The 17226-nt window shown below is 71.7% G+C and carries 15 protein-coding genes; 4 read left to right on the plus strand and 11 right to left on the minus strand.

Annotated features, from left to right (window positions below; genetic code table 11):
- Positions 1 to 4: 4 nt before the first annotated feature.
- The 8 genes from aroH to ACFKCF_RS37475 all read right to left on the minus strand — a co-directional run bounded on the left by aroH (position 5) and on the right by ACFKCF_RS37475 (position 8547).
- Positions 5 to 364 (minus strand): chorismate mutase, encoded by a 360-nt coding sequence (gene aroH, locus ACFKCF_RS37440; RefSeq protein ID WP_185073133.1) that lies wholly within the window; start codon positions 362 to 364, stop codon positions 5 to 7.
- A 69-nt stretch (positions 365 to 433) separates the two neighbouring features.
- On the minus strand, positions 434 to 2227 hold the full coding sequence (locus ACFKCF_RS37445; protein WP_394500039.1) for a pseudouridine synthase: 1794 nt from the start codon (positions 2225 to 2227) through the stop codon (positions 434 to 436).
- The gene (scpB, locus tag ACFKCF_RS37450; RefSeq protein WP_394500054.1) at positions 2224 to 2808 is read right to left on the minus strand and encodes an SMC-Scp complex subunit ScpB; all 585 of its coding nucleotides are present in this window, start codon (positions 2806 to 2808) and stop codon (positions 2224 to 2226) included. Before scpB ends, ACFKCF_RS37445 begins: the two co-directional genes overlap by 4 nt.
- A gap of 604 nt (positions 2809 to 3412) precedes the next feature.
- A complete protein-coding gene (locus ACFKCF_RS37455) occupies positions 3413 to 4228 on the minus strand; it encodes a segregation and condensation protein A (protein ID WP_394500040.1) in 816 nt (271 codons plus the stop codon).
- Positions 4225 to 5160: a ParA family protein gene (locus ACFKCF_RS37460; RefSeq protein ID WP_394500055.1), complete on the minus strand. Its 936-nt coding sequence runs from the start codon at positions 5158 to 5160 to the stop codon at positions 4225 to 4227. Before ACFKCF_RS37460 ends, ACFKCF_RS37455 begins: the two co-directional genes overlap by 4 nt.
- 124 nt (positions 5161 to 5284) lie before the next feature.
- Positions 5285 to 6190, minus strand: a complete 906-nt coding sequence (locus tag ACFKCF_RS37465) for a site-specific tyrosine recombinase XerD (RefSeq protein ID WP_394500041.1) — start codon at positions 6188 to 6190, stop codon at positions 5285 to 5287.
- 16 nt (positions 6191 to 6206) lie between these two features.
- Positions 6207 to 6806, minus strand: coding sequence for an NUDIX domain-containing protein (locus ACFKCF_RS37470; protein ID WP_394500042.1), 600 nt, complete (start codon positions 6804 to 6806; stop codon positions 6207 to 6209).
- 76 nt (positions 6807 to 6882) lie between these two features.
- Entirely contained in the window at positions 6883 to 8547 is a 1665-nt protein-coding gene (locus tag ACFKCF_RS37475; RefSeq protein WP_394500043.1) for a CTP synthase, read from the minus strand.
- Positions 8548 to 8657: 110 nt separating this feature from the next.
- Between ACFKCF_RS37475 and ACFKCF_RS37480 the strand changes: the two genes are divergently transcribed.
- Together ACFKCF_RS37480 and ACFKCF_RS37485 are read left to right on the plus strand one after the other, a co-directional pair.
- Entirely contained in the window at positions 8658 to 9341 is a 684-nt protein-coding gene (locus ACFKCF_RS37480; protein ID WP_394500044.1) for an acyltransferase, read from the plus strand.
- A 9-nt stretch (positions 9342 to 9350) separates the two neighbouring features.
- Positions 9351 to 10481: an NAD(P)H-dependent flavin oxidoreductase gene (locus ACFKCF_RS37485; RefSeq protein ID WP_394500045.1), complete on the plus strand. Its 1131-nt coding sequence runs from the start codon at positions 9351 to 9353 to the stop codon at positions 10479 to 10481.
- On the opposite strand, the gene ACFKCF_RS37490 is transcribed toward ACFKCF_RS37485, so the two are convergent.
- The 3 genes from ACFKCF_RS37490 to ACFKCF_RS37500 are packed head-to-tail and all read right to left on the minus strand — an operon-like array spanning position 10426 to position 14470.
- Positions 10426 to 11418 (minus strand): N-acetylglucosamine kinase, encoded by a 993-nt coding sequence (locus ACFKCF_RS37490; RefSeq protein ID WP_394500046.1) that lies wholly within the window; start codon positions 11416 to 11418, stop codon positions 10426 to 10428. The two genes, ACFKCF_RS37485 and ACFKCF_RS37490, sit on opposite strands and share 56 nt — an antisense overlap.
- A complete protein-coding gene (locus tag ACFKCF_RS37495; RefSeq protein WP_394500047.1) occupies positions 11415 to 12317 on the minus strand; it encodes an N-acetylmuramic acid 6-phosphate etherase in 903 nt (300 codons plus the stop codon). Before ACFKCF_RS37495 ends, ACFKCF_RS37490 begins: the two co-directional genes overlap by 4 nt.
- Positions 12318 to 12325: 8 nt before the next feature.
- Complete coding sequence (locus tag ACFKCF_RS37500; RefSeq protein ID WP_394500048.1) at positions 12326 to 14470, minus strand: alpha-N-acetylglucosaminidase TIM-barrel domain-containing protein; 2145 nt, start codon at positions 14468 to 14470, stop codon at positions 12326 to 12328.
- 86 nt (positions 14471 to 14556) lie between these two features.
- Between ACFKCF_RS37500 and ACFKCF_RS37505 the strand changes: the two genes are divergently transcribed.
- Together ACFKCF_RS37505 and ACFKCF_RS37510 are read left to right on the plus strand one after the other, a co-directional pair.
- A complete protein-coding gene (locus ACFKCF_RS37505) occupies positions 14557 to 15810 on the plus strand; it encodes an ROK family protein (protein WP_394500049.1) in 1254 nt (417 codons plus the stop codon).
- Positions 15811 to 15878: 68 nt separating this feature from the next.
- Positions 15879 to 17189: an ABC transporter substrate-binding protein gene (locus ACFKCF_RS37510; protein WP_394500050.1), complete on the plus strand. Its 1311-nt coding sequence runs from the start codon at positions 15879 to 15881 to the stop codon at positions 17187 to 17189.
- The last annotated feature ends 37 nt before the right edge of the window (positions 17190 to 17226 follow it).

The raw sequence follows: 17226 nt of genomic DNA on the forward strand, positions 1-17226 counted from the left end.
GGCTTTACTGGGCGATATCCTGCCGCAACTTCACCGCGCCACGCAGGTAGACATGCTGGATCGCGGAGCGCGGGCGGTCGAGGTCGACGTGGGCCATGAGGCGTACCACGCGGGGCAGCGCGCCCGGCACGTCGATCTCGGTGCAGCAGATCAGCGGCACCTCGTGGAAGCCCAGCTTGCGCGCCGCGAGCGCCGGGAACTCGGCCGTCAGGTCGGGCGTGGCCGTGAACAGCACGCTGATCACGTCGTCGGTGGTCAGCTCGTTACGCTCCATGATCGCGGTGACCAGCTCGGTCGTGCCTGCGATGATCGAGTCGCGGTCGTTGGCTTCCACCTGGATCGCCCCGCGGATCGCCCGCACCATGTGGTCAGTCCCCTTCCATAGCGGGAGAGCCCGTGCGGAGGTTCGCACGGGCTCCTGCGTCCGGCCAGATTACAGCTTCACGGCCGCGTACAGCTCACCGACCTCTTTCAAGGTCAGCGCCCTAACCGTCCCGGGTTTGGTACGGCCCAGCTTCACCGGTCCGAACTCGATCCTGGCCAGGTCGATCACCCGGTGGCCCGCCTCTTCCAGCATGCGCCTGACGACGTGCTTGCGGCCCTCGTGCAGGACGACCTCGACCAGCGCCTGCTGGCCGTGCTCCTGCACGATCGCGAAGCTGTCGGCCTTGACGAGGCCGTCCTCCAGGTCGATGCCCTGCTTGAGCCTGCGGCCCAGGTCGCGCGGGATCGGGCCCGGCACCTTGGCCCAGTACTTCTTCTGCACGCCGTAACTGGGGTGTGTCAGCCGGTTGGCCAGCTCACCGTCGTTGGTCAGCAGCAGCAGGCCCTCGGTCTCGGTGTCGAGCCTGCCCACGTGGAACAGCCTGGGGGCCAGCTCCTCGACATAGTCGGCCAGGCACGGGCGGCCCTGCGGGTCGCTCATGGTGGACACGACGCCGATGGGCTTGTTCAGGGCGTAGTAGACGAGGTCGGGGGCGGTGGGGATGCGCTTGCCGTCCACGTGGATGACCTGCGCGGCCGGGTCCACCTTGGCCCCGAACCGCCGCACGACCTGGCCGTTCACGGTGACCCTGCCGTCGCCGATCATCTCCTCGCACGCCCGGCGGCTGGCCACGCCCGCCTGGGCGAGCACCTTCTGCAGCCGCACCCCGTTGGGGACCTCGGTGGTGTCGCGCTCGTCGGTGTAGTCGTCGGGGTAGAAGTCGCGGTCGCGGAGGGGCTGGCGAGCGGCCTTCACCCGGTCGCGCTGCGGGCTGCCGCCGCCGATCGTCTGCACGTCGTCGCGGCGGGGCGTACGGGGAGTGCGGGGGGCCCGGTCGGTGGTGCGGTCGGCGGTGCGGGCATCGCCGTCCCGCCTGCCGAACCGGGCACGCGAGGAGGCCGGAGCGGCCCCGTCCCTGCGCCCGCTCCGATCAGCCCGGAACCCGCCGCGCTCATCCCGCCGCCCGGCACCGGAGCCTTCGCGCTCGTCACGCCTGCCGGCACCATAGCCGCCGCGCTCGTCACGCCGACCAGCGCCGTAACCGCCACGCTCGTCACGCCTGCCGGCACCGAAGCCGCCACGCTCATCGCGCCGACCGGCACCATAGCCGCCGCGCTCGTCACGCCTGCCAGCGCCGTAACCGCCACGCTCGTCACGCCTGCCGGCACCGAAGCCGCCACGCTCGTCACGTCGGTCGGTGCCGTAGCCGCCACGCTCGTCGCGGGAACCACGGGTGCGCTCGTCGCCGTACCCGTCGCGCCCCCTGGCACCGTAACCGCGGCGGTCGTCGCGGAACCCGCCGCCACGCTCGCCGCCTCGCTCGTCGTCGCGGCGGTCGGAGCGGTATCCGCCCCGGTCACCGCGGGGCCGCTCCTGGCGCTCACCGCGCCCGTTGCGGTCTTCGTACCGGCTCCCCCGGTCTTCGTAGCGACTGCCACGGTCTTCGTACCGGTTGCCGCGGTCTTCGTTGCGGCTGCCGCGGTCGTCACGCGCCGGGCCGCGCTCCTCGCGCCCGCCACGGGGGTTCCTCTGTTCGCGGTCACCGGACCCGTACCGGGCGCGCGAGCCGCTCCGGTCGGCGCGGAGGGAGTCCCCGGACCCGCCACGGAAGCCATCGTTGGAACGGGACCCAGAACCTGAGTCGGAGCGGAAGGCGGGACGTCCCGCGCGGCCCTGCCCCGAGCCGCCCGTACGTCCACGACCGCGTCCATCACCGGACGGGGTGCTACGCCTGTTGATCACTTTGTTGTCTCCTCGAGGTTTTCCACGTCGTCGGGGAGGAAGGGCGCGAGCTCGGGGAGCTCGCTGAGGTCCCGCAGTCCCAGACGTTCAAGGAAGTATGAGCTTGTCCGGTAGAGCACTGCCTGGCTCTCCGGGTCGGTGCCGGCCTCTTCGACCAGCCCTCTCGCGACGAGCGTCCGCATGACGCCGTCGCTGTTGACGCCGCGTACCGCGGCGACGCGGGCCCGGCTCACCGGTTGCCGGTAAGCCACGACCGCAAGTGTTTCCAGCGCGGCCTGGGTCAGCCGCGTCTGCTGGCCGTCGCGTACGAACCGCTCGACCAGGGGCGCGCAGTCGGCCCGCGTGTAAAAACGCCAGCCGCCCGCGACATCTCTCAAGTCAAAACCTCGGCCGGCAGCGGTATATTCCGCCGCCAGGCCCCGCAACGCGGCGACGACCTCGTGGGTGGGCCGCTCCAGCACCTGGGCCAGGGTGATCTCGGACACGGGCTCATCGACGACGAGCAGGATGGCCTCCAACGCCGCCTCCAACGTCGGCCCCTCCCCGGACCGCTCGTCCGCGTCCCCGAACCCCTCCTCCAGGCCTTCCGGCTCTTCCTCGGCCCGCCCGGAACCGCCTTCCGCGCCACTCGCCTGGCGACCGTTGCCCGCCGGCGCCTCACGAACCTCCGGCACCCCACTGGCCTCCGAAGCGCCCGCCTCCTCGGCCGCGCCCGTTGCGCCGAGCTCCACCGCACCACGACCCACCGACCCGGCGCCCGAAAGACCCAGGCCCCGGACGGAGGGCGCATCCGGCGCCGGGGCGTTGCCCGACGGCGTCGCCTGCGAAAGCGCCCCACCCGCCGGCGCCGCCTCGGCTGTCGACCGCGCCTCATCCTTGAACGGCGCATCGTCCGTCAACGGTGCATCGGCCGTCTGCGTGGGGTCGGCCGTCTGCGTGGGGTCGGCCGTCTGCGTGGGGTCGGCCGTCTGCGTGGGTTCGGCCGCCGACGGCGGCTCGGCCGTCGATTGGGTGTCATCCGCGTGTGGGATGTCGTCCGGGGGCGGCGGTTCGGTTGGTGATGGTGCTTCGGCCGTGTCCTCCGCCGGTGGGGATGATGGTTGGGCGAGGGAGCCGGGGAGGGTCATCCAGGAGGGGAGCGGGGGCTCGGAGTCCGGGGAACGGCGAGGGGTGGGCAGTGGGTTGTCAGTCATTGCGTGGTTTCTCCGCGGATTCCTCGTAATCGTCCCCCACCGCGACGTCCCCGTCGTCAGCGCCCGTCCAGGTTACGTGCAAGTCCCCCAGCGCTTCGACCTGTTCGAAGGTGACCGCCGACTCCCGGAAGAGCTCCAGCACCGCCAGGAAGCGGGCGATGACCTCGAAGGTGCCCGAGCAGTCGGCCACCAGCGTGCGGAAGGTGGCACGCCGGAGCCGGCGCAGGTGCATGACGAGGATGGCCGCCTGCTCCTTGACGCTCGCCAGGGGCTGGTAGATGTGCCCGACGCTGACGGTGGGGGGCAGCTTGGGGGTGAAGGCCCTGGCGGCGATCTTGGCGAGCTGCTCGGGCCCGATGCCCAGGATGAGCTCGGGCAGGAGGTTGGCGAACTGCGGCTCCATCGGCACCGTGCGGGGAAAGCGCAGCGCCTCCTCCGCCATCCGCCCCGCGAAGAGCTTCGCCACCTCCTTGTACGCCTTGTACTGCAGCAACCGCGCGAACAGCAGGTCCCTGGCCTCCAGCAGCGCCAGGTCCTCCTCGTCCTCCACCTCGCCCGAGGGCAGCAGCCGGGCCGCCTTCAGGTCGAGCAGGGTCGCCGCGACCAGCAGGAAGTGGCTGGTCTGGTCGAGGTCCCACTCAGGCCCCCGGGAGCGGATGTAGGCGATGAACTCGTCGGTGACCTTGGAGAGCGAGACCTCGGTGATGTCCAGCTTGTGCTTGGCGATGAGGCCGAGGAGCAGGTCGAAGGGTCCCTCGAAGACGTCCAGGTGGACCTGGAACCCCTGAGGCTGCTCGGCGTCGGTCACCTGGCCATTGTGGCAGGCGCCGACCAGCGCGAGAGCACCTCGCGGGCCAGCTCTCGGTAAGCGTTGGCACCGAGCGAGGACGGGTCGAAGGTGGTGATGGGCTCGCCGGCGACCGTCGCGTCGGGGAAGCGCACCGTACGGTTGATCACCGTGTGGAACACCTTGTCGCCGAACGCCTCCACCACGCGCGCCAGCACCTCACGGCCGTGCAGCGTACGGGCGTCGTACATGGTGGCCAGCAGGCCCTCGATCTCGAGGTCCTCGTTGAGCCGCTCCTGGACCTTGGAGATCGTGTCCATGAGCAGCGCCACGCCGCGCAGCGCGAAGAACTCGCACTCCAGCGGCACCATGACACCGTGGGCGCAGGTGAGGGCGTTGATCGTGAGCAGGCCCAGCGACGGCTGGCAGTCGATGAGGCACACGTCGTAGTGCGGCAGCAGCGGCTTGATCACCCGGCCGAGCACCTGCTCGCGGGCGACCTCGGTGACGAGCTGCACTTCGGCGGCCGACAGGTCGATGTTGCTGGGCAGCAGGTCGAGGCCCTCGACGCCGGTCTCCAGGAGCACGTCCTCGGCGGTGACGCCGCGCTCCATGAGCAGGTTGTAGACCGTCAGGTCGAGCTGGAGCGGGTTGATGCCCAGGCCGACGGAGAGCGCGCCCTGCGGGTCGAAGTCGACCAGCAGCACCTTGAGCCCGTATTCGACGAGTGCGGCACCCAGGTTGATGGTGGTCGTCGTCTTGCCGACGCCGCCCTTCTGGTTGACCATCGCGACCACACGCGCCGGGCCGTGCACCGCGGGCGGCACCGGCTCGGGGAACACGGGTCTGGGCCGCTGCGTGGGCCCGAGATTGACGCCGTTGGAAGGCGCGTTGGTCTTCGTGTCGCCCCAGGGGTTGTCGGGGGTCCCCGGGGTCGAACCCTTGGTCGTCACAGTCACCAGCTCGAACCTCCCTGACGATCCCGAACCGGACCGTCCGGACGGACACTATGGGCTCGCCACTTTAGGCGGCAAGGCGGCACGCCGAGGGTTGCCGCACGTCGCAAAAGACTATAGATCACTGCCGGGCACGCGGATGCGCGGCGGCGTAGACCTCGCGAAGTTTGTCGACCGTCACCAGTGTGTAGACCTGTGTGGTCGTCACGGAGGCATGACCGAGCAACTCCTGGACCACCCTAACGTCAGCGCCGCCGTCTATCAGATGGGTTGCGAAGGAATGGCGAAGAACGTGGGGACTTATCCCGTCGAGCTCGGCGCGTTCGGCGGCGGCCTGGAGCACTTCCCACGCTCCCTGCCTGGTCAGACGGCCTCCCCTGGCGTTCAGGAAGACGGCCGGGGTGCCGCGCCCGTGGGCGAGCAGGCCGGGGCGGGCCCGTACGAGGTAGGCGTCGAGCGCGGAGCGGGCGTAGCGGCCCAGGGGCACGACGCGCATGCGTTCGCCCTTGCCACGCAGGCGCACCTGGTCGTCCTCGAGGTCGTCCACGGCCAGCCCGACGGCCTCGGAGATGCGGGCGCCGGTGCCGTACAGGAGCTCGAGCAGAGCCCTGTTGCGCAAGGTCAGGGGCGCGCCGTCGGGGCCGGAGGCGGCGATGAGCCGCTCGACCTCGTCGACGGTGATGGCCTTGGGGAGCCTGCGCGGCTGGCGCGGCAGGCGTACCTCGTGGGCGGGGTCGTGGGCCGTGACGCCTTCGCGCAAGGCGAAAAGGTGCAGCCCGCGCACGGCGGAGACGGCGCGGGCGGCCGAGCTGGCGGCGAGCGCGGGGTGCTCGCCGTCGCCCTCGCGCAACGCGGCGAGGAAGGCCAGCACATCGGCCTCCCCCACCTCGTCGAGCTCCGCCCGGCCGCGCGCGTGCAGGTGTTCGACGTATCGCCGCAGGTCACGACGGTAGGACGCGAGCGTGTTGGCAGCCAGGCTCCGCTCCACCGCCAGATGGGCGAGGTAGCTGGAGAGCACCGCCTCCACGAAAAGGTCCTTCCGATCACGCCTCAGGGGCGTCGGCGGGGCGCAACAGGGCGAACCCCTCAACCGAAGCCGCGTACGCGGCGAGGATACCGGCCACGGCCGGGGAATTGTGGATCATTCCCATGAGCGCCCTCTCGACCGCGTCGGCCAGCGGCACCCACTCGACCGGCATGTCGATCTCCTCGTGCCGGTGGACGAAGTCGGTCTCGATCTTGGTCAGGTCGCGGGCGAGGAAGACCCGGATCCGCTCGTCGGTCATGCCCGGGGAGGAGCGCAGGTCGACGAGGGTGTGCCAGGTGTCGGCCCGGTAGCCGGCCTCCTCGGCGAGCTCGCGGGCCGCCCCTTCGACGAGCGATTCGCCTTCGACGTCGCGGATCCCGGCGGGCAGCTCCCACATCAGCATGCGCGTGGGGTGGCGGTACTGCCTGATCATCAGGACCCGCTCCCGGTCGTCGAGCGCGAGCACGGCGACCGAGCCGGGATGCACCACGACGTCGCGGTCGGCGACCTCGTCGCGGGGCATCTTCACCGAGTCCGTGACCACCGTGATGACGTGGCCGCGGAAGCGTTCTTTGGAATCGACGACGTCCCACGCCTCGGGCGTGTCTGTGATCATGGTCGCACTCGCTTCCGGCCCTCGTTGGTTACGCAAGCTACCGCCCTCGGTCCGAGGCTCGCCGCTCCAGGCATCCTCACTGGGTCACCTTCGTGGTCACTCGCGCGTCGGCGTACGCGAGGGCCGCGGTGATGAGGCCCTTGAACATGGGGTTGGCCCGCGTGGGGCGCGAGCGGAACTCGGGGTGGGCCTGGGTGCCGATGAAGAACGGGTGGACGTCGGTGGGCAGCTCGGTGTACTCGACCAGGCGGCCGTCGGGCGACAGGCCGGAGAAGACCAGGCCGACCTTCTCGAGCTGCTCGCGGTAGGTGTTGTTGACCTCGTAGCGGTGGCGGTGGCGCTCGTCGGCCTTGGCCTTGCCGCTGTAGAGCTGCCTGGCCAGGGTGCCCTCGCCGAGCTTGGCGGTGTAGCTGCCGAGCCGCATGGTGCCGCCCATGTCGCGCTCGCCGGCGACGACGTCCTCCTGGTCGGCCATGGTGGAGATGACCGGGTGCTTGGTGTCGGGATCGAACTCGGCGGAGTTGGCGTCCTCGATGCCGGCCATGTGGCGAGCGGCCTCGATGACCATGCCCTGCATGCCGAGGCAGATGCCGAGCAGCGGGATCTTGCCCTCGCGGGCGTGGCGGATCGCGCCGATCTTGCCCTCGATGCCGCGCACGCCGAACCCGCCGGGGATCAGCACGCCGTCGACGCCGTCGAGCTCGCGCCCGGCGCCCTCGGGGGTCTCGCAGTCGTCGCTCTTGACCCACCGGATGTTGACGCGGGCGTCGTTGGCGAACCCGCCGGCCCGCAGCGCCTCGGTGACCGACAGGTACGCGTCCGGCAGGTCGATGTACTTGCCGACCAGGGCGATCGTGACCTCCTTGGCCGGCCGGTGCACCCGGCGCAGGAGCTCCTCCCACTCCTTCCAGTCGACGTCGCGGAACGGCAGGCCGAGCCGGCGCACCACGTAGGCGTCGAGCCCCTCGGAGTGGAGCACCTTGGGGATGTCGTAGATCGAGGCCGCGTCCACGGCGGAGACGACGGCGTCCTCGTCCACGTCACACATCAGGCTGATCTTGCGCTTGATCGCCGTCTGCACGGGCCGGTCGGAGCGCAGCACGATCGCGTCCGGCTGGATGCCGATGCTGCGCAGCGCCGCCACGCTGTGCTGGGTCGGCTTGGTCTTGAGCTCGCCCGAGGGGCCGATGTACGGCAGCAGCGACACGTGCAGGAAGAACACGTTGTCGCGCCCGACCTCGTGCCTGATCTGGCGGACGGCCTCCAGGAACGGCAGCGACTCGATGTCGCCGACCGTGCCCCCCACCTCGGTGATGACCACGTCCACCTCAGGAGCTGCCATGCCCCTGATCCGGTCCTTGATCTCGTTGGTGATGTGCGGGATCACCTGGACGGTGTCACCCAGGTATTCGCCCCGCCGCTCCTTGGCGATGACGTTGGAGTAGACCTGGCCGGTCGTCACGTTGGCCGAGCCGTGCAGGTCGGTGTCGAGGAAACGCTCGTAGTGGCCGACGTCGAGGTCGGTCTCGGCGCCGTCGTCGGTGACGAACACCTCGCCGTGCTGGAACGGGTTCATGGTCCCTGGGTCGACATTGAGGTAAGGGTCGAGCTTCTGCATGGTGACCCTGAGACCGCGTGCCTTGAGCAGGCGACCGAGGCTGGATGCCGTGAGCCCCTTGCCGAGACTGGAGGCGACACCGCCGGTGACGAACAGATGCTTGGTTTGCGATGCGCTGCGCAAAGGGGCTCCCGTGGCTCGAGGTGTGGTCGATGTGTCCACGGGCTCTCAGGATATCAAACAACGCCCCCGACATGCCCGAACGGTGTGACCTAGCGGTAACTTTGGTCCCTATGTCACTGGTACGGCGGGCGGTCGGCGCGCTGATACACCGAGCCTACGGGGCGATCCGCCGCGCGGGCGCGATCACCCCTGCCGCTCCGTCCGGCTACCGCTTCGGCCGGATCGGCGACGGGGTCAGCATCGCCTTCCCTCCGGGCGCGATCTTCGGCGAGCGGTACATCGAGATCGGCGACCACACGCTGATCGGCGAGCGCGTGTCCCTGTCCTGCGGCATGGGCCCCGGGCTGGACCTGGGGCCGCAGTCCATCCTGCGCATCGGCGGCGGCTGCTCGATCGGCCGCGGCTCGCACATCGTGGCCCACCAGTCGATCGACATCGGCGACGACGTCTTCACCGGCCCGTACGTGTACATCACCGACCAGAACCACGTCTACGACGACCCCGACGTGCCGATCGGCCGGCAGTGGCCGCGTAACAGCCCGGTATCGATCGGCTCCGGCTCGTGGATCGGGGCGGGCGCCATCATCCTCCCGGGCACCAGGCTGGGCCGCCAGTGCGTGGTGGCGGGCGGGGCGGTGGTACGCGGGGAGTTCCCTGACCACAGCGTGGTCGCCGGCGTCCCGGCCAAGCTGATACGCGGCTACACGTCGGAGTTAGGCTGGCACGCCCCCGGCGCCCTCCTGACCCACCCGGCCCGCCCCGGGGGATGGACCGAACAAGCTTCTGCCGGTTAGCGTCGGACCATGCGGACCCCCATCTGTGAGCGCCTGGGCATCGAGTTCCCGTTGTTCGCCTTCAGCCACTGCCGCGACGTCGTGGCCGCCGTCACCAACGCGGGGGGTTTCGGGGTCCTGGGCGCGATCGCGTACTCGCCGGAGCAGCTCGACACCGAGCTGACCTGGATCGACGGGCAGGTGGGCGGCCGGCCGTACGGCGTGGACGTGCTCGTGCCCGGCAAGGTCGACGCCTCCGCGCTCGACCGGCAGGCGCGCCTCATGGACTTCGTCCCCGACCGGCACCGCGACTTCGTCACCCACCTGCTGTCGAAGTACGGCGTGAGCGCCCCGATACAGCCCCTGACGGCGGCGGCGGACGAGTTCGGCAGGCGGGTGACGGCGGCCGGGGCGACGGGGCTGATCGACGTGGCGCTCAAGCACCCGATCGGGCTCATCGCCAGCGCCCTGGGGCCGCCTCCGCCCGAGATGGTCGCCAGGGCCAGGGAGGCGGGGGTGCCGGTGGCCGCGCTGGTCGGCACGGTCGAGCACGCCCGCAGGCAGGTGGCGGCGGGCGCGGACCTCATCGTGGCGCAGGGCACCGAGGCGGGCGGGCACACCGGCGAGATCTCCACGATGGTGCTGGTCCCGCAGGTCGTAGACGCGGTCGGCCCGGTTCCCGTGCTGGCGGCGGGCGGGATCGCGTCCGGGCGGCAGATGGCGGCGGCCATGGCGCTCGGGGCGCAGGGCGTGTGGTGCGGCTCGGTCTGGCTGACCACGGAGGAGGCGGAGACGTCGCCCGCGGTCAAGCGCAAGTTCCTGGCCGCCTCGTCGCTGGACACGGTCAGGTCCAGGTCCCGTACGGGCAAGCCGGCCCGCCAGCTCAGGTCGGCCTGGACGGAGGAGTGGGACTCCGGCCAGGAGAGCCCCGGGCCGCTCGGGATGCCGCTGCAGCTGCTGGTGGCCGAGGGCGCGATGGCCCGCATCGGGGCGGCGGCGGAGAAGGGCGAGCCGGGGGCGGTGGAGCTGGTCAACTACTTCGTCGGGCAGGTCGTGGGCCAGCTCGACCAGGTGCGGCCGGCCCGCGAGGTGGTCTACGACATGATCAGCGAGTTCGGGGAGGCGGTGGAGCGGCTGCGGCTCCTGACCGGCTCCGACTAGCCGCGTAGACGTACAGGTACGGGTGGCGCGGCCGGACACCGCCGTCCGCGGCCGCCCTGGCCAGCGCGAGCGCGCCGTCGGCCGAGGTCCCGGCGGGCTCGGTGAACCGGGCTTGCGGCAGCAGGTCGCGCACGGTGCTCCGGAACGGTTCCATCAGCAGGTCCGCGGCGTCGAAGACGCCACCGCCCCAGGAGAAGACCGGGTCGAGCCCCGACGCGGCGGCGACGGCGGTCTGGCCGAGCTGCCGCCCCGCCTCGGTCCAGATCCCGCGCGCCACCGGATCTCCCGCGCGGGCCGCGCCGGCCACGGACGGCGCGAACGACGCCAGGTGGTGCGCCGGCGAGGCCGACTCGTAGACGAGCGCCACCAGGTCCAGGGGGTGGCCGAAGCGGGCCGTCAGGTGTTCGAGCAGGGGTGGCGAGCCGCCGGCCCGGCCGTCGTGGGCGCGCAGGGCGGCCTGCAGGCCCTGGGCGCCGATCCAGGCGCCGCCGCCGTGGTCGCCGAGCAGGTGGCCCCATCCGTCGGACTGGTTCCAGACGCGGTCGAGGTCGGTGCCGAGCGTGATGACGCCGGTCCCGGCGGCGACCACCACTCCGGGCCGGAATCCGAGGGCGCCGACGTGCGTGGTCACCATGTCCCCGGCGACCACGAGCGTCCCGAGGCCGAAGCGCTCCCCCAGCGCCCGCCACAACGCCTCCGGCTCCCTGACCAGCCCCGGCAGCCCGGTCACGCCGACGGCCATCCCGTCCAGCCGCCCGGGGACGCCCGCCGCGTCCCCGATGACCGACGCGATCCGGGTGGCGAGCCGGTCGAGGTCCACCCGCCCCTCGGTGCGGGGCACGGGTGCCGCGTCCTGGCCGCGCGCGATCACCCCGTCGCACTCGATCCGTGTCCTGATGCCTCCGCCGCCGACGTCCACGCCCGCGAAACCGCTCATCCGGCCTGCCCGCCCAGCGCGGCGACGGCCGCGCGGACGCCCGGATGCGCGGCGAGCGCGGCCCGCGCCTGGCCGGGTGCGCAGCCCGTGAGCAGCCGTACGAGCGCCTCCGGGATCCGCCCTTCCGCCTGCGCCAGCGCGGCGCCGCAGGCCGCGGCGTCCTCCCCGGTCGCCTCCACGAGCAGGTTCACCGCCCGCTGCTCCAGCTTGGCGTTGGTGGCGATCAGCCCGACCATGAGGTTGGAGTACGTACGCCCCGACTTGATCATGAGTGCCGTCGAGAACGCGTTCAGCAGCACCTTGGTCGCCGTGCCCGCCTTGAGCCGGGTGGACCCGGTCAGCGCCTCGGGCCCGGTGTCCGCGACGACGAGAACCCCGGCCAGGTCGCGCAGCGGCGCGGCCGGGTTGCAGGTGATCAGTACGGTGAGAGCGCCCGCCGCCCTGGCCGCGCGCAGCGCCCCGGCCACGTACGGGGTGGCCCCGGAGGCCGTGATCCCGATCGCCACGTCGTTCTCACCGAGCGCCCCGGCGTCGTCCGCGCCGAGCTCCTCGGCGTCCTCCCGGTCCACGGACGAGTCGGTGAGCGCGCCCGCCCCGCCGGCGAAGTGCGCCGTGAACAGGCCACGCGCCACCCCGAACGTCGGCGTGATCTCGGTGGCGTCCAGCACCGCCAGCCGCCCCGACGCGCCGGCGCCGAAGTAGTGCACGCCTCCGCCGCGGCCCAGCCGGAGATGCGCCTCGTCCACCGCCCGGGACAGCTCGCCGGTCGCGGCGCGGGCGGCCGCGACCGCCGTGGCGTCCTCGTCCAGCAGCAGCCGCAGGACGTCTGCTGACTCCAGCGTGTCGATGTCGGCGGTGCGCGGGTTGCGGCTTTCGGTCGGTGGTGCCACCTGGGGCATCGTGCTCCTCATCGATCGTGTTCGGACGGCTGGGCGAGCGAGCCCGCGTAGGCGGTGAGCAGCCGGCGTGACTCCGTGGCCAGGACACCCGGATCCGGCGCCGCGGGCCCCGGGCCTTCCCACAGGAAGAGCTCGGCGCGTTCGCGGAGCCGTTCCCCCAGCTCCGCCTCCGTGCCGGGCTCGCCGGCGAGCGCGCGTCCGAGACCCCGCGCCCACAGCTCCCAGCGGTCGCGGTAGTAGCCGCCGACCAGTCCCGCCCAGTGCCGGCCCGCGTAGTCGTCCAGCAGCGGGCTGTCCGAGGTGCCCCACACCGTGATGATGCGGCGGGCGTTGTCCCGCAGGACCGCGCGGTCGTCCGGGTCGCCGGCCCACGACAGGGCCTTGGCCTCCCAGTGCTGGAAGGTGTACTCGGGGCGGCAGGCCAGCATCCGGTCGAGGTCCTCGAAGACCCGCAGGAACCGGTCGACCTGCGCCGGGCCGCCCGCCGAGTCCAGGACGTCGAGGCAGAGGCGGTCGGCGACCCTGGCCATGTACGCGATGCCGGTCTCCACGAGGTCGTGCCCGAGCGCTCCCGCGGCCAGGTCTGGGTCGCGCTCGGCCACCTCGATCAGCTGCTCCCAGGCTGCGGCGAGGGCTTCCGGCCGGTACCACAGGACACCGGCGACGTCGGCGCGGAGCTCGGCCGGGCCGCGCTCGTACGAGGGCGCCGCGGTGATGACGCCCTCGAACGCCTGGGGCAGGATCGGCAGGCCCCGGGTGTCGTAGACGGTCTCCAGGAGCCCGCGCCAGGCCGCCCGCAGCTCGGCCGTCCACCGGGTGCCGTAGCGCTGGGTCACGAACGCGTCGAGCCAGGCGTCGAGGTCGGGGACCTCGTTCCAGATCTGGTCGACGACGAGCTCGAAGAAGACCGGGTTGTTGCGGGTGGCCTCCATGGACAGGCCGAGGCCGGCGGGCGGGCTCGGCGCCGCCAGGGCCGCGTCGATCCCGGCGGGCACTGCGCGCAGGTCGGCGCCCGGATCGGTGCGGCCGCCGAAGTTGAGCAGCGCGCACCAGAGCCACGGCTTCCCGGAGAACCCCTGGAAGCGGCCCCACAGCGGGTCGTGCTCCGCCCACAGGTCCGCCACGAGCATCCGGCCGTCCGGGATCGCGTCGAGGAAGGCGTTGACTCGGTCCTCGGTCCAGAAGTCCCGCTGGTAGGAGAACGGCCAGGCCTGCATGAGCCAGACCGCGTCCGGGTCGGCGGCCTGGAGGCCCGCCAGCGTCGCCGCCGCCACGGCCCCGGGGAAGGCCGGATCGGCGTCGATGGGGATCATCTCGATGAACGGGTCGGCGGCGTAGAGGTGATCGGTGCCGAAGAGCTTGATCTGCGCGCGGGCGATCTCGGCGCCGATCCGCTCGTACAGCGGGTCCGCCGGATCGAGCACCCAGGTCTCGAACCCCTGCCAGAGGCGGCGACCGGCCCGCGCCGCCGGCGCGAGCTCGGGCGGGACGTGTCCGGTGAAGGCCGGGAGCACGGGCGTCATGCCGAAGGCGCGCTCGCGGTCGAGGATGCGCGCGCCGAGCTCGCGATGGCTCTCGATCCAGGACGAGGACAGCGGGCCGGCGAAGTTGTCCAGGCAGCCCATGAACTGGAACGGCAGATAGCCCGGCCCGCCCAGGAAGCCGCGGATCTGCCGGTCGTCGAGTCCGAGCTGGGAGTAGGCGGCGTGCAGCACCGCCTCGTGACCGGTGACGGCCAGCGGCATGGTGATGCCGTGCAGGGCCATCCAGTCGATCTCACGCTCCCAGTCGGCCCAGTCCCAGTAGGGCATCGTGTAGCTGAAGGTGCAGAAGTTGAAGTAGTAGCCCTCCCGCACGCGTGCCGAACCCTGTCGCGGCGGGGCGTCGGGCAGGGACGTCAGTCCTAGAGGGAGCACCGTGTCCCAGCCCACGGACGTGCCGCAGCGTTCCCGGAGATAGTGATGGAGCGCGACCGAGGCGCTCACCCCGTCCGTCGCGGCGATGGCGAGCACGCCGTCCGCCGCCTCGTAGGCGTACTCACGACCGTCGCCGTCGCGGGCGGCGAGCCGTACCGACTCCGCCACGGGACCCAGCACGCGGCGGGCCAGGCCGCGGACGGTGTCCGCCCAGGGCGGGCCCTCACCGGACAACACTGCAGCTCACACCCCTCGACTAATTAGTTCCGTACGGTCCATAATTAATATGCTAGCGTACCGGCAACCGATCGCAGGGAGAGAGCATGGAGCAGGTCGTCGCGGCCGGGACGCAGTTCATGCGCGAGGTCAACGCAGCCGCCGTCCTGCGCAAGCTGCGGGCCGCGCCGCCGAAGGAGTCCAGCATGAGCGTGTCCGCGCTGGCCAAGTCGGTGGGGCTGTCCCGCCAGGCGGTCACCCGCTCGCTCAACGCCCTGGTCGCCGAAGGGCTCGTCGAGTTCGGTCCCCTCGATCGCGACTCCACCCGGGCGGGGCGGCCGGCGCAGCTCGTACGGTTCCGGGCGGAGGCCGGCCACGTGCTGGGCCTGTCGATCAGCCCGCAGGACGTGCGCGTGGCGCTGGCGGACCTGGCCGGCACGGTCACGGCCTCCGACGCGGAGCAGCTCGGCGCCGGTCCCGGCGGCGACGAGGTGGTGGAGACGCTCCTGTCCGCGGTGGAGCGGACGCTGCGCGCGACGGGCATCACGACCGGCGACCTCTGGTTCGCCTCGGTGGGCACCCCCGGCATCGTCGACCCGGCGGCCGGGGTCATCAAACTCATCCCGAGCATGCCCGGCCTGACCGGCGACCTGCTCGTGCGCCGGCTGACGGAGGCGCTCGGCTGCCCCGTCTACCTGGACAACGACGTCAAGCTGGCCACGCAGGGCGAGCGGTGGCGGGACGCGGAGCGGCGCGAGGACTCGCTGGTGATGATCCACTGGGGCGAGCGGGTCGGCGCCGGTATCGTGCTGAACGGAGAGCTCTACCGCGGCGCCTCCAACGACGCCGGTGACGTGGGCTTCCTCGACCTGTTCACCGACGGCCCCTCGACGCCCCGCCATCCGCAGGGCCTGGGCCCGTTCGAGGACCGGGTCGGCGGCGCGGAGATCGTGCGCCAGGCCACGGCGGCGGCCGGACGCGCCGCCGACGGCGCGCTCCTGGCCCGGATCGACGCCGCGGGAGAGCACGCGCTGGAGGCCGTGCTGGACGCGGTCGTCGACGGCGAGCCGGCGGCGCTGGAGGCGATCGAGGTGGTGGCCCGCCGCTTCGCCAAGGGGATCTCCGTGATCCGGGCGATCCTCAACCCGCGGCTCGTCGTCATCGGCGGGCCCCTGGCCAGATGCGGCGAGCCGCTGCTCGCGGCGCTCCGGCGCCACCTTTCCGGCGAGCCGCTGGACCAGCCGGCGCTGGAGGTCTCGGCGCTCCAGGAGGACGCCGTCGTCCACGGGGCGCTGCTCCACTCGCTGGACGAGATCGAACGGACCAGGTTCGGCCTGGTGAGACCAGCCTCCGCCGGATGAGAACCGGTCGCCATGAGGCCGTCGAAGACACGACGCCACCCACCCGATTGAGGAGAAAGGTCACACGCATGACGAGACCAGCCCGGCGTGCGGCGCTCGCGGCGCTCAGCGTCACGACGGCGTTCGCGCTGACGGCCTGCGCGGGCGCCAGCAGTTCGGGGGGAAGTACGGCGACCAAGGTCAACGTATCGACCACCATCTCGAACGACCCCGTGACGCTTACCCTGGCCTACACCAACGACCCGCCCACCAAGGCGCTCATCGACGGCTTCACCAAGAAGCACCCCAACGTCACCGTCAAGCCCCAGATGACGCCGTTCAACGACTACATCAAGTCCATCAAGCTCGCGATGTCGTCCGACTCGGCGCCGGACATCGCCCAGTACAACCCGGGCGCGATGAACTCCCTGGTCCCGGCCGGTCTCATCCTCGACCTGAGCCCGTGGTCCAAGGCGTACGGCTGGACCACCAAGTTCCCGCCGGCCAGCCTCGAGGTCCTCAGCTCCGACAAGTCGGCCAAGCAGTTCGGGACCGGCAGCCTGTACGCCGTGCCCGGCGGGCTCTCGGTGCTCGGCGTCTTCTACAACAAGAAGATCGTGAAAGAGGTGCCGAAGACGCTGGCCGACTTCGAGGCCGCGATGCAGAAGGCCAAGGACGCCGGCCAGACCCCGCTGAGCAACGGCGCGCTCCAGGTCGGCGGGTTCCACCTGTGGAACGCGCTGCTCAACGTGACCGGCGACGTCAACGACTACCGCTCGTGGGTGTACGGCAAGCCGGGCGCGACGATCGGCAACCCGGCCGCGCTGAAGGCCACCCAGACGCTGGCCGACTGGGCGAAGAAGGGATACATCTCCGCCGGGGCGAGCGCCACGGCCGACGCCGACGCGCTGGCGAGCTTCGCCAAGGGCGACAGCGCGTTCCTCATCACCGGCAACTGGGCGGCCTCCACCCTGGAGACCGAGATGAAGGACGACGTGGGCTTCTTCCTCATGCCCACACCGTCGGGCGAGCCCGCGAAGGTCGCCTCGGGAGCCAGCGTCGCGTACGCCATCTCGTCGAAGTCGAAGAACCCGAACGTCGCCGCGGCCTTCCTCGACTACCTCAGCTCGCCGGAGGCGGCGAAGGTCGAGTTCGACGGCGGGTTCATGCCGGTCGACACCAAGGCCGAGCTGGGCGCCACGGGGCTGCGCGGCGACATCGCGGGCGTCTTCGCGCCGGTGGCGCAGGGCAACGGGATCGTCCCGTTCCCCGACTTCGCCTCCCCCGGCATGATCGACAAGCTGACTCCCGGCATCCAGGGCCTGATCAGCAACAAGATGACCCCCGACGCCTTCCTGAAGTCCCTGCAGGAGTCGTGGGACGCCCATCATGGCTCGTGAGCTGAGCCCGGCCGTCTCCCCGCCGCGGGCCGCCCCG

The sequence above is a fragment of the Nonomuraea sp. JJY05 genome (assembly GCF_043496855.1).
GTDB lineage: Bacteria > Actinomycetota > Actinomycetes > Streptosporangiales > Streptosporangiaceae > Nonomuraea.

What these genes read in the sequence shown, in the direction of transcription:
- ACFKCF_RS37480 (WP_394500044.1), top strand. Translation starts at nt 8,658, where the DNA reads ATGTCACTGGTACGGCGGGCGGTCGGCGCGCTGATACACCGAGCCTAC.
- ACFKCF_RS37490 (WP_394500046.1), bottom strand. Translation starts at nt 11,418, where the DNA reads ATGAGCGGTTTCGCGGGCGTGGACGTCGGCGGCGGAGGCATCAGGACA.
- ACFKCF_RS37495 (WP_394500047.1), bottom strand. Translation starts at nt 12,317, where the DNA reads ATGCCCCAGGTGGCACCACCGACCGAAAGCCGCAACCCGCGCACCGCC.
- aroH (WP_185073133.1), bottom strand. Translation starts at nt 364, where the DNA reads ATGGTGCGGGCGATCCGCGGGGCGATCCAGGTGGAAGCCAACGACCGC.
- ACFKCF_RS37510 (WP_394500050.1), top strand. Translation starts at nt 15,879, where the DNA reads ATGACGAGACCAGCCCGGCGTGCGGCGCTCGCGGCGCTCAGCGTCACG.
- ACFKCF_RS37485 (WP_394500045.1), top strand. Translation starts at nt 9,351, where the DNA reads ATGCGGACCCCCATCTGTGAGCGCCTGGGCATCGAGTTCCCGTTGTTC.
- ACFKCF_RS37505 (WP_394500049.1), top strand. Translation starts at nt 14,557, where the DNA reads ATGGAGCAGGTCGTCGCGGCCGGGACGCAGTTCATGCGCGAGGTCAAC.
- ACFKCF_RS37470 (WP_394500042.1), bottom strand. Translation starts at nt 6,806, where the DNA reads ATGATCACAGACACGCCCGAGGCGTGGGACGTCGTCGATTCCAAAGAA.